Here is an 11,643-nt window from a genome sequence, read left to right as displayed (position 1 = left end):
CCACCCGGCCGACCTGTCCAAGCACCCCGGCGCGGTGACCAGCCCGATGGTGGGCGTGGCCTACCTGGCACCCGATCCGTCCTCGCCCGCTTTCGTGACCGAAGGCCAGCAGGTGGCCGCCGGCCAGACGCTGCTGCTGATCGAGGCGATGAAGACCTTCAACCAGATCAAGGCCCCGCGCGCAGGCACGGTCAGCCGGATTCTGGTGCAGTCTGGCGACCCGGTCGAGTTCGGCGAAGCGCTGGTCATCATAGAGTAATGTTTTCCAAGATCCTCATTGCCAATCGTGGCGAGATCGCCCTGCGCATCCTGCGGGCCTGCCGCGAACTGGGCATCCGGACCGTTGCCGTGCACTCCACGGCCGATACGGATGCCATGTATGTCCGCCTTGCGGATGAAGCCGTGTGCATCGGGCCGCCGGCCAGCCGCGATTCGTACCTCAATGTCGCGGCCATCCTGTCGGCGGCCACCATCACCGGGGCGGATGCCATCCATCCCGGCTATGGCTTCCTGTCGGAAAACGCCGATTTTGCCGAGACGGTCGAGGCCCATGGCCTGACCTTCATCGGGCCGACGGCGGAACATATCCGCATGATGGGCGACAAGATCACCGCCAAGACCACCATGATGGCGCTGGGCGTGCCGCTGGTGCCCGGCTCGGACGGCGCGCTGGAAAGCCTGGAGCAGGCGCGTGAGGTCGCGGCGAAGGTCGGCTACCCCGTGCTGATCAAGGCCGCCGCCGGTGGTGGCGGGCGCGGCATGAAGGTCGCCCCCACCGAGGCCGACCTTGAGGAAGCGTGGAGCGTCGCCCGCACCGAGGCCCGCGCCGCCTTTGGCAATGACGAGGTCTATCTTGAAAAATACCTCGACAAGCCGCGCCATATCGAACTGCAGATCATGGCCGACACGCATGGCAACGTGGTGCATTATGGCGAGCGCGACTGCTCGCTGCAGCGCCGCCACCAGAAGCTGCTCGAAGAGGCGGGCTCCCCTGCCCTGACCGCAGCGCAGCGTGACGAGATCGGCGCGATCGCCACCGCTGCCCTGACCAAGCTCGGCTACCGCAACGCAGGCACGCTGGAGTTCCTGTATCAGGACGGGCAGTTCTGCTTCATCGAGATGAACACCCGCCTGCAGGTGGAACATCCGGTGACGGAAATGGTGTGCGACGTAGACCTCGTGCGCGAGCAGATCCGCATCGCCGCGGGCGAGCCGCTGGGCTACAGCCAGTCCGACATCAAGTTCTCCGGCCATGCGATCGAATGCCGCATCAACGCCGAGGACCCGCAGACCTTCATGCCCACGCCGGGCACGATCACGGTCTACCACCCGCCGGGTGGCCTGGGCGTGCGAATCGATAGCGCGCTCTATGCGGGCTACCGCGTGCCGCCCTATTACGACAGCATGATCGCCAAGCTGATCGTACGCGCGCCGACCCGCCTTGAGGCGATCGAACGCATGCGCCGCGCGCTGGATGAATTCGTGATCGAAGGCGTGAAAACGGTCATCCCGCTGCACCGCAAGATCCTCGAAGACCCCCAGTTCCGCAAGGGGGACTACACCATCCACTGGCTGGAAAATTTCGTGGCCCGGCAGCAGCAGGGCTGACCTGCCGCCTGATGGATGCCGCGTAAAAGCCGGGAGCGACCTCTGCCATAGGGCAGGGTCGCTCTTTTTTTATGGGTGCCCCCTGTCCGGCATCAGAGCGGGCATGATGGCGGCCCAGTGAAAAAACGACCAAAAAGAACGCCACCTTTCTTGAAAACGGGCGGCGTCCGAAAATTTTACTTCTTTGTCAGTGAAGCGCTTCCCTGACAGTTCCCTCCTGCGCCAGGGGCTGTGCCTCTGCGCCTGCCCTTGGCCCGCGCCCCATGTGCCTGCGCACCGACACGAGAAAACCGGCCCCCAGCGTAAACCATGCCATGCCCTCCAGAACAAGCGAAGGCATCAGCCACGCTGGCGCGTAACGGAACACCACATGGTGCTGCCCCGCAGGGAGTGAAATCGCCTGGAAGGTCTTGTCATCAGCCTCGATCGGCGCGGCAACGCCATCGACTGTCGCCCGCCACCCCGGATAGAACAGTTCCAGCCTTTCCAGGCGGCCCGGTTCGGCGCAGGTGACATCGGCAGCCTCACGCGTATCGAAATGAACCTTGCACGTATCGGAGTAAAAATAGGTTTTAAGATCAGGAATTTCATAAACGGTGAAATAATCATCCTGATAGGAAACCGGAGCGGGCAAGGTAATGGAAGAAGCCGTATCCAGTGTCAGGGCTGGCATCAGGCCGGCCGGAATGCCCTGTGCATTGCCCGCGAGGGTCATGCCCTCATCCACGGGTACGCCCAACCGGAAGGCCACGCCATGAACACCACCTACTTTTTCTACTGTCACAACAACGGGCTGCGTGGCCGAAAATCGTTGGATGTGGTCAAGCGGGATGTCCGTCTCGGCCTTATGCCCAAAAACAGCCATGTCCTTCGTGCCTTGAGAACAGACCGTTCCTGCACAGACCGAAACCTTCAATACGCCATCACCCTTGGCATGGCCTGTATCAAACCTCACCCGTACAGTTGCGACGTAGGTGTTCGTGTCAGGGTACATGTTCGGGTCAAGCATCTGGCCAGGAACCGATATTTGATAACGCTGCCCTGCTTCAAGGACAAAGGACTGGCCGCCAGCAGATAACTTGGTCAGGTAGACCGGTTTGTGTGGCTGGCCGGTAGCATTGACAATCGCGTATTTGATGCCTGCCGCGCCGAAATTGGGCAGGTGTTCCCTGAACGACTGTCGTCGCTCCTGTCCCTGTTCATCGGACAGGGAAGGCAGTTCTTGGATATAGACCGTTCCATCAGCAAACGGATCAAGATGGGCGTGTATATAATCCACTGTCCGTAACGGCGTAGGCAGGTCGTTGAAATTGACTTCAGGGATACCGAAATAAGACCCGAAATTGGGGTTCATTCCCTGTTTTTCACCATTGACGACCCGGTTGAACCCCACATTTTTCTGCAGGAAGGCTATGAGAGGCTGGTCCAGTTCCCCTTTACGCGGATAGGACAGGAAAGGCACGAAGTACCACGTTGTTACTTCAGTCACCAGCAGCACCATCAGAACGACCTGGCTTCGCCGCCCCGAAAGCAGACTGGCTGCAAGCACACCAACGGCCCCGATCAGGGCCAGCACCAACATGGTTATGCAGAATGGCCGTATGTAATGATCAGGGTCAGCCAATACGAACAGAAGCGTACTGCGCTTGAGGAAAAGCGTGAAAAGGGCCATGGCCCCTCCCACACCGAGCGCAGTGGCAAGCGTGCGGAAAACCTGCGCGCGTGAAAGCCCCGGCAACTGGTCCACGAACAGGGCGCAGGCGAAAATCATGCAGAACAGCCAGCCACTATTGAGAAAGCGGCAGGATTCAGCATAACCCACGCCGGGAATATGCATGGCGATTGCATGGACAACCGGCATGCCGTGCGAGGTGCCAACCGCAAAGACAACCCACCCCAACAGGATCATCTTGACCGTACGGCGGCCTGGCGCGAACAGGCTGGCCAGCGCGACAAGAAAGGGAACCAGCCCGATATAGCCGCCAATATCGTACCAGTCCCTGTCATTGACGGCAAAGATCTCGCCAAACGCATAGGGAAACAGGTAGTGCGCCATGGCTGATGCGGGCAGGACCATGTTCGCGTAATTATCCGCAGCCCCGTTTGTTGCCGCATGACGGCCGATATAGGCCTGCTTGAGAAATTCAAAGAAAGCGATCAGCAACGGCGTAACCAGGATCAGCGTACCAAGCGCGATAACCCCCAGGCCGCCAAGATAGAACAGGCGCTGCCTGCGTTCAGGCAGGCAGAAAAACCGGTAAATGCTCCAGACAAGAACAAACAGGCAATAAAGATAGACGACTTCAGGGAAACCGCTATAGAGCGATATCGTTCCCATCAGGATGCCGCCACAGAGCAGCCCCGTCAGGTCACGCCATGCCGCAGTATTACGGCAGGCAACAAAAAGACTTTCTACAAAGTAAAGCAGCCATGGCAGAAACGCGACCGGGTTGAAAACCGTATTCTGCAACCATGCAAAGACGCCATTGACTTCCCACATAATGGCGCCCGTCAGCGCGGCACGGCGTGAAAGCCCGAATTTGCGGAAGAACAGATACGCCCCCAGCGCGCCAATCCATTGCAGGACGGCATGCTCCAGAAAAACGCCCTGGGGCAGCAGCACAAGCCAGCTTGGTGGAAAGAAAGGGGCGGCCTGCATTTCACCCAGAAGGGGCTGACCGAACCCCTCGTAATAATTCCACAACGGCAGATGCCCGGTAAAAAGCTGGTGCACCCCCTGCCAGGTCAACGCCAGAGAAATATAGCCTATATTGGGATCAATACTAGGTTCACCCAATAAAATCTTTTTACCGACCCCAGACACTACACCACTGTAATATAAAGCAATATCACTCAGGAAATAATTTGAAAACGCAAAAATACAAATAAAAATCGGTATAATCGATATATAAATAACAGGGGATAATTTATGAATTAACGATTGTTTCTCTTGTTTTTTTGCATTGTCTACAATCATAAAAATTCTCTACAATCATATATATATATTGAAAAATCGTATGGCATATTGTCTATAAACTCTCAAGACAAGGTTATTGAGGAATACTGTCCGCCTCCGCGCCACACTCATGCCATGACCGGATCAAGATACGGGCTCGAGGCATCAAAGAATTTCTGGTTGTGGTCCAGTTCGAACGAGATCACGTACAGGCACCCCAGCGCACTGTCTATTTCCAGCCGCACGCCCAGGTTGTCGGTCTGCCCGGCAAGCTGCTGCAGGTGCATGATGGCGAATTTGGCCGAGCGCGCCGTGCGCCCGTAATGCCCGCCATAGCGCCCGCTGAACTGCGCCATGCGGCCCATCATCTCGCCCACCACGCGCTGGGCCTCGGGCGGCAGCAGGTGGCGCTCGAGGATGGCGCGCAGGCGGATGACGTTCAGCCCGATGGTCATGGCCGACAGGATGCCCTGCAGGTAGGCGTCGATAATGGTGTCAGGCGTGTTTTCCGCATTGGTCAGCAGGCGCACGAAGCGGTCCACGTTGTGCTCGACCACATACAGCGTGGTGGGCAGCGTGCGGGCACGGGCCACATAGCGCAGCCCGCGCAGGATGCCGGTGCGCATCTGCCAGCGCATGTCGTTCGTATCGAACGGCAGCACCAGCCTGAAGGCCCACATCGCATACCACAGCCCGACAACCAGCGGCATGGCGGTGTTGAAAAACGCCACCTCGTCCAGCCGCGTCTGGTTGCCTGGCCCGAGCAGGATGGGCAGGAACAGGTTGTATGACACGGCGCCAAGGATCAGCGCCGGATAGGCAAAGGCCAGCCCGCCCGCCAGCATGGGCAGGAACAGGCACACCGCCATGATCTCGTATGTAGTAGGCTCGGCCAGGCGCCACAGCACCAGTATGCCCCCGACAATCGAGGCGATGATGGCCCCCCCAAGGAAGGCGCGCGTGGCAAGGGCCGGTTTTTCCAACGTGGAGAACAGGCTGCACACGATGGAGACGAACATGATAAAGGTCAGCCCCGCCGACCATGCGGTCGTGATCCAGATCACCCCCGCCCCGAAGATCGTGACCGAGGCGCGCAGGCTGTTGGTAAAGGCCTGCTGCCAGTCGCGGAAGGTCTTGAGCCGGTAGTGAAAATGATCATGCGCCAGCGGGTTGCGGCTGGCATCGAACTGGATCAGCGCCTGCTCGAGTTCATCAAGGATCTGGCCCAGCGCGTAATTGAGCATGCGCTGCTGCGAGAGCATCTGCACCAGTTGCGGGTCAACCGGCGGGCTGCCGGGGCTGCCCATTTCCTGGTTGAGGGAATCGGCCACGCTCTGGCGGCACGCCGCCTGCAGTTCCGCCAGCCGGGCCAGAACGGGGTGGATGTCGTCACTGGCCTCAAGCTCGCCCGCCATGTCCTTGAGGAAGGCCTGCACCTTGCTCGATGTCGCGTTGAACGCGGCATCGGGCTGGCCCACCGGCCCCTGCATGAGGGCGGCCAGATCCAGCCCGCGCGAGAGCAGCATCGCCACCCGCGCCAGCGCCGCACGGGCATGATCGCCCTCATGGCCGCGATGGGCGCCCATCTCGACCTCGGCAAACTCGATCTGGTCGCTCAGCGTGGTGATGTTGGAGAATACGCCACGCGCCTGCTTGAGCACCTGCGTATTACCCGACAGCAGGGAGGCCAGCGTCTGGGCCGCGCCGTTGATGGCGGTCATGAAATTGTCGGCCAACCGGTCCTGCGCGCGCTTGGCCAGCTTGAACTGGAACAGCGAGGAGACCGTGCTCTCGAGCACGATGCCAAGCACGATATAGGTCGCGCGCGACATGGCGGTAAGGAAGATGTTCTGCGGGTCGGCAATGCCATCGAGCGAGATGATGGCATAGGTGAACCCGCTCGCCCGCATGCCGTGAATGCGGTAGTTGGTCATGGTGGCAGGGCCGGGCAGCAGCGTGCCGATGAAGCAGAACGTGCCGATGCCGATGGCCAGCAGCAGGATGAACATGAGCGGCGCCTGCGGAAACGCCGCCACCAGCAGCACGGCGCAGATCGTGCCCACCACCATGCCGAACAGGTGCCACCGCGCCTTGGCAACACTCTTGCCGCGCGAGCCCTGTGCGACCATCCATACCGTCAGCGCCGCCCATTGCGGGCTGCCAAGCTCCCACCACAGCGCGATGCCCAGCGCGATGAGCGAGGTAATGGTGGTGCGCAGCGCATAGCCGAAGGTGAAGATGCCCGGCGCGTACAGCCACCGCAGATGGTCCTGGCGCAGGGTCATGCCCGGCGGCCACAGCCGCCGGAAAAATGCCCGTATCTGATCCTGAAAACGGGTCAGGGAAAGCTCAAGACCTTTCATCCCGGCGCGTGGCTCCCCCTATCCAGATACGATGCCTGCATAGCGTACACCATAGCGGGTGTACGAACAGGCTGACAGCCGAATGACCGCATGGAAGAAAGCGTATGCCGCATACCACCAGCGCCCGGACCGTGGGTTATTCGTCGTAAGAGACGAGCGTCTTGACCGGCACGTCCAGCCGGTCGCGGCCGCCAAGGCCGGTCAGTTCGATCAGGGTGGCGGCCCCCACCACATTGGCCCCCACCTTGTGCAGCAGGGCGACGGACGCCACCAGCGTGCCACCGGTTGCCAGCAGGTCATCCATCACCACCACGCGCTGGCCGGGCTGGATCGCATCGGCCTGGATGTGCAGCGAGTCGGAGCCGTATTCCAGGTCATAGCTGTACGATACCGTCTCGCCCGGCAGCTTGCCGGGCTTGCGCAGCATGACCAGCCCGCAGCCCAGGCGGCTGGCAAGGGGCGCTGCCGTCAGGAACCCGCGCGATTCGATGGCAGCCAGCACATCGGGCGCCCAGGGGGCTACGGCGGCGGCAAGGCGGCCCATGGCGATCTGCCAGGCATCGGCATTCCGCATCAGCGTCGAGATATCGTAGAACAGGATGCCCGGCTTGGGAAAATCCGGGATATGGCGAATATACTGTTTCAGGTCGATCTGGGCGGTCGTCATGATCGGTGCACGGTCCCCGTTGCATGGTCATACAAATCCGGGACATAGGCGCCCCGTTCACGAAACTGTCGCCCACTGGACGGCTCCCCGCTGTAGCCGCCACGCGCCAGCCCGACAACCCCATCCGCACGCCTTGCCGCTGCTTTGGCAGCCCATCACCCGCCAGGGTGCCGGGAAGAAGATTTTATTCCTCAGCCGCGCCAGCAGGGATGGACGCAGGCCCACGGGCGGGGCGCAGCAGCACCATCACCATCATGATCGCAGCCCCCATCAGCATCACGCCCGCCATGGGCAGCGGCGAGTTGGCGGGCAGCATGCCCACGAAGGCACCGGCCACGGCACCCAGCACATATTGCAGCGTGCCGACAAAAGCCGAGGCGCTGCCCGCAAAACGCGGGTGGTCGGCCAGCGCGCCCACCGTGGCATTGGGGCCGATGATGCCGGTCGTTCCCAACGAGACCATCATGGCCAGGATCAGGCAGCCCAGCATCCACAGCGGCGGATGCCCGCCATGCTGCATGGCGAACGCAATGACAATGGCCATGACCGTCATGGCCATGGTGCCCGCCACCGCAACCCCCACCGACACGCCAAGGATACGGGCGGCGTCAATGCGCCCCACCAGCACGCCATTGAGCTGCGAGGCCCCGATCATGCACACCGCGAACACGCCGAACATCATGCCGAAATGCGCCGGCGTGAGCCCGAACTGGTGAATGAACACCGAAGGCGCCGCCGACAGGTAGGTAAAGGACATGAAGCACGCAAAACCCGCGATCATGGCATGGGTAATGAACCCCCGGTCCCGCGCCAGCATGACATAGCGGCTGAACAGCGTCACGGGCGAGAACTCGCTGCGGTTGGCGGGCTGCAGGGTCTCGGGCAGGACGCGCCAGATCAGCCCGATGCAGATCACGCCGTACACCGCCGCCGCCCAGAAGATCGACCGCCACGACGCGATCGACAGCACCAGCCCGCCCAGCGTGGGCGCCAGGATGGGCACGACCCCCATCACCAGCACCAGCCGCGACATCAGCCGCGCGGATTCATTGCCATGCGACATGTCGCGCACGCAGGCACTCGGAATGATCAGGCTGGCCGAAGCCCCGAGCGAGGCCACGAAGCGGAAGAACGAAAAGGTGGGAATGTCACGCGCCATGGCGCAGCCAACCGAGGCCAGCGTATAGACCAGCGTGCCCACCAGCATGGGCCTACGGCGACCGAATCGGTCCGATAGCGGCCCCATGGTGATCTGGCCGATGGCCAGCCCCACGAACCACACCGCCAGCGTCATCTGCGCCGAGCCCGCACGGCCGTGCAACGTGGTTTCAAGCTCGGGGAAGGCAGGCAGGTAGATATCGGTCGAGACCGGGCCGACCGCGGTGAGGAAGCCCAGCAGGATCGCAATCCAGCCCATGGGGCGGCCGGTCGTTTCAGGCACGGGTGTTTCTGCCGGACGGCCCGCCGTTGCGGATGAGCCCATGAGGCGCTCCAATATTAAAAGACTGTGGGGACTAGTAGACCAGCCCGGTCCATTTTTTCACCCTCTAATTACAACATCACTGCAATTCATTCCTGCCATGGCAGCACACCGCGCATGCGGCGCATGAGCCACACCCCCACCCCCGCCGAGAGGCCGAACAGCCCGATCGCCACCCCGATGCGCGCGCTACCGCCAAGCTGCATGCCCGTGCCCACCAGCACGAACACCACGGTCTGTGGCAGGCTGCCCAGCACGGTGGCCAGCACGAACGGCACGACCCTGACCCCCAGCATGCCCGCGGCCAGGTTGAGCAGCAGCGCCGAGCCCACCGGCATGAGCCGCAGCGCCAGCACCGAGGCGAAGGGCGCGACCCGTACGCACCCTTCCACCCGTGCCAGGGTTGCGCCAAGGCGGGCAGGCATGCGCATGCGCCCCGCCCACCGGCCCCAGCCATAACCCCACAGGCACCCCGCCACCGTGGCCATCGTGGCCAGCGCGCATCCGGCCCCGATTCCATAGGCGGCGCCTGCTGCAAAACACACCGCCTGCCGGGGCAGGCCGAGGCCGCAGAAGGCGCTGGCCACCAGCACGAACACGGCCGCACTGCCTGCGCCCGCATGCAGGCCGCCACCTGCCGCCAGCATGCCGCGCACGCCCGGCAGGCGGCCGAGCACCACCGTCAGCGCAACAAAGGCCGCCAGCAGGAGCAGGGGCCGGACCAGCACGCGCAGGCTGCCCTGTGCCACGGGAAGGGACGGTGCGGCGTGCGGTACTGTCATGCGTGCATCCCGGTTGTGGAGGAATATATGTTCCTTCGCGCCTAGCACCGCCTTGCGGCTTACTGCAAGGCCAGTCTAAATCCGGTTATGTCCGCATATCCTTCCACTGGCTCCCTGATGGGCCGCACGCCCCCTTCCGCGCAGGATCTGCGCAACAGGCAGCGTATCTCCACCTGGCTGTTCGCCATCTGCTTCATGCTCGTGGGCATGATCGCCCTTGGCGGCTACACGCGCCTGACCGGCTCGGGCCTGTCCATCATGGACTGGCGGCCGATCACCGGCATGATCCCGCCACTGAGCCATGCGGAATGGGAGCGGCAGTTCGCGCTGTACAAGACCATCCCGCAATACAAGATCCTGCATGATGGCTTCGGGCTCGCGGGCTTCCAGCAGATCTTCTGGGCGGAATGGACGCACCGCTTCTGGGGGCGGCTGATGGGCTTCGTGCTGCTGGTGCCGCTGGTGTGGTTCTCCATCACCGGGGCGCTGAGCCGGGGGCTGGCGCTGCGGCTGGTGCTGTTCTTCGTGCTGGGCGGGCTGCAGGGCGCCATCGGGTGGTTCATGGTGGCATCGGGCTTCAACCCGGACAGCACGGCGGTGGCCCCCGTGCGGCTTGTGCTGCACCTGTGCTGCGCCTTCGCGCTCTACATCGCCATTTTATGGACCGCGCTGTCCGTGCGCACGCCGCGCCCCGCCTTCATTCCCGCAACGCCTGACGTGCGGCGCATCCATGCGCTGGCCTGGGCCATCTGCGTGCTGGTGGGCATCACCGTGATCGCGGGCGGCTTTACGGCGGGCACGCATGCGGGCTTCGCCTACAATACCTTCCCCCTCATGGATGGGCACCTGATCCCGCAGGGTTATGCGAAACTGCATCCCTTCTGGCTGAACTGGTTCCAGAACATTCCCGCCATCCAGTTCGACCACCGGCTGCTGGCCACCACCACGGCGGTGCTGATTGGTGTTACGATCGTGCTCGGGCTGCGCACGCCGCAACTGGGCAAGGAGGTCCATGCGGCCCTGAGCGTGCTGGGCTGGCTGGTGCTGTTGCAATACGCGCTGGGTGTTACCACGCTGCTGCTGGTCGTGCCGGTCTGGGCGGGCACGGTGCACCAGACCTGTGCCGCCATCGTGCTGACGGCGGCCATCATCACGCTGCACCGTCTGCGTGGGGTGGGGCGCCCGTAAGGGGCTGGCGCCTCGTCCGTTGCAGCGCGACGGATCATAAAGAAGGCTCCTGGCAAGGGATGCCGCCTTCTGGAAAAGAGGCGGCCCCCAGAACTCCGGCTGCCTTTCAGGCAACGGACTGTGTTTTTTGAACGGGTTCCTTAATCCTGCCCGTCGCGACAACGGTTTTCTGGCCATGGCCGTGATCCGGCTCTGAAGCCGGTTATGCTACGGAGTGTTACGGCGCGGCACCCCACGCTTGCGCATCGGCCCAAACCGGGCAGGAATGCCATTCATGAATACAGCAGCGCGCCTCCGTCCTCCTGCCCCGTCCGGGCATCCGTCGCGGCTCTCCCCGCGTTATGGAAAGCGACGTGACAAGATGGGCCGCGCCGCGTCTTTTCCCGATCATTAATTTTCTGCGATAAAGCCCACCCAAGACATGCAGGAATGGAACATGCACAAGCTGAAACAGGCCCTGACAGGCGTGACGCTGGCCCTGATCCCGTGCCTGAATAATTCGCCCGATGCGATTGACCTGCTCGAGACCCTGGTGCGCGAGGAACTGGCCGGCTGGCTGCCGCGCAACCCGGCAGCCCCTGCTGGCTGAGGCCGGGCCC

At 62.5% G+C, this 11,643-nt stretch carries 8 protein-coding genes and 1 pseudogene; 4 read left to right on the top strand and 5 right to left on the bottom strand.

From position 1 onward, the window contains the following. Positions 1 to 259 (top strand): acetyl-CoA carboxylase biotin carboxyl carrier protein (locus HNW77_RS16250; RefSeq protein ID WP_275942162.1); only part of this gene is annotated, 259 nt, incomplete at its 5' end. Then, complete coding sequence (gene accC / locus HNW77_RS16245) at positions 259 to 1,608, top strand: acetyl-CoA carboxylase biotin carboxylase subunit (protein ID WP_172159066.1); 1,350 nt, start codon at positions 259 to 261, stop codon at positions 1,606 to 1,608. The genes HNW77_RS16250 and accC, both read left to right, overlap by 1 nt. 187 nt (positions 1,609 to 1,795) lie before the next feature. Here accC and HNW77_RS16240 read toward each other — a convergent pair whose 3' ends face one another. The 5 genes from HNW77_RS16240 to HNW77_RS16220 form a co-directional block, all read right to left on the bottom strand. After that, the gene (locus HNW77_RS16240) at positions 1,796 to 4,585 is read right to left on the bottom strand and encodes a glycosyltransferase family protein (protein ID WP_172159065.1); all 2,790 of its coding nucleotides are present in this window, start codon (positions 4,583 to 4,585) and stop codon (positions 1,796 to 1,798) included. A 107-nt stretch (positions 4,586 to 4,692) separates the two neighbouring features. Beyond that, the gene (locus HNW77_RS16235) at positions 4,693 to 6,927 is read right to left on the bottom strand and encodes an FUSC family protein (protein WP_172159064.1); all 2,235 of its coding nucleotides are present in this window, start codon (positions 6,925 to 6,927) and stop codon (positions 4,693 to 4,695) included. Between the two features lie 136 nt (positions 6,928 to 7,063). Continuing rightward, complete coding sequence (locus HNW77_RS16230; protein WP_172159063.1) at positions 7,064 to 7,594, bottom strand: adenine phosphoribosyltransferase; 531 nt, start codon at positions 7,592 to 7,594, stop codon at positions 7,064 to 7,066. A gap of 184 nt (positions 7,595 to 7,778) precedes the next feature. Then, positions 7,779 to 9,077, bottom strand: coding sequence for a multidrug effflux MFS transporter (locus HNW77_RS16225; RefSeq protein WP_172159062.1), 1,299 nt, complete (start codon positions 9,075 to 9,077; stop codon positions 7,779 to 7,781). Positions 9,078 to 9,163: 86 nt separating this feature from the next. Next, the gene (locus HNW77_RS16220; protein WP_172159061.1) at positions 9,164 to 9,856 is read right to left on the bottom strand and encodes a TVP38/TMEM64 family protein; all 693 of its coding nucleotides are present in this window, start codon (positions 9,854 to 9,856) and stop codon (positions 9,164 to 9,166) included. A gap of 117 nt (positions 9,857 to 9,973) precedes the next feature. Here HNW77_RS16220 and HNW77_RS16215 point away from each other — a divergent pair, with 117 nt between their 5' ends. Then, positions 9,974 to 11,044, top strand: coding sequence for a COX15/CtaA family protein (locus tag HNW77_RS16215; RefSeq protein ID WP_172159060.1), 1,071 nt, complete (start codon positions 9,974 to 9,976; stop codon positions 11,042 to 11,044). A gap of 463 nt (positions 11,045 to 11,507) precedes the next feature. Beyond that, positions 11,508 to 11,633 (top strand): annotated as a pseudogene (gene hemH, locus HNW77_RS16210) (ferrochelatase); the annotation flags it as partial. Between the last annotated feature and the right edge of the window lie 10 nt (positions 11,634 to 11,643).

Origin of the sequence: Komagataeibacter melomenusus (assembly GCF_013155395.1) — a bacterium.
GTDB classification, from domain to species: Bacteria; Pseudomonadota; Alphaproteobacteria; order Acetobacterales; family Acetobacteraceae; genus Komagataeibacter; species Komagataeibacter melomenusus.
Note: the sequence above shows the minus strand (reverse complement) of the source record. Positions and strands in the feature narration are given on the sequence as shown.

Excerpts from the sequence above, each read along its gene's own strand:
- accC (WP_172159066.1), top strand. The coding sequence starts at position 259 with ATGTTTTCCAAGATCCTCATTGCCAATCGTGGCGAGATCGCCCTGCGC.
- HNW77_RS16240 (WP_172159065.1), bottom strand. The coding sequence starts at position 4,585 with ATGATTGTAGACAATGCAAAAAAACAAGAGAAACAATCGTTAATTCAT.
- HNW77_RS16235 (WP_172159064.1), bottom strand. The coding sequence starts at position 6,927 with ATGAAAGGTCTTGAGCTTTCCCTGACCCGTTTTCAGGATCAGATACGG.
- HNW77_RS16230 (WP_172159063.1), bottom strand. The coding sequence starts at position 7,594 with ATGACGACCGCCCAGATCGACCTGAAACAGTATATTCGCCATATCCCG.
- HNW77_RS16225 (WP_172159062.1), bottom strand. The coding sequence starts at position 9,077 with ATGGGCTCATCCGCAACGGCGGGCCGTCCGGCAGAAACACCCGTGCCT.
- HNW77_RS16220 (WP_172159061.1), bottom strand. The coding sequence starts at position 9,856 with ATGACAGTACCGCACGCCGCACCGTCCCTTCCCGTGGCACAGGGCAGC.
- HNW77_RS16215 (WP_172159060.1), top strand. The coding sequence starts at position 9,974 with ATGGGCCGCACGCCCCCTTCCGCGCAGGATCTGCGCAACAGGCAGCGT.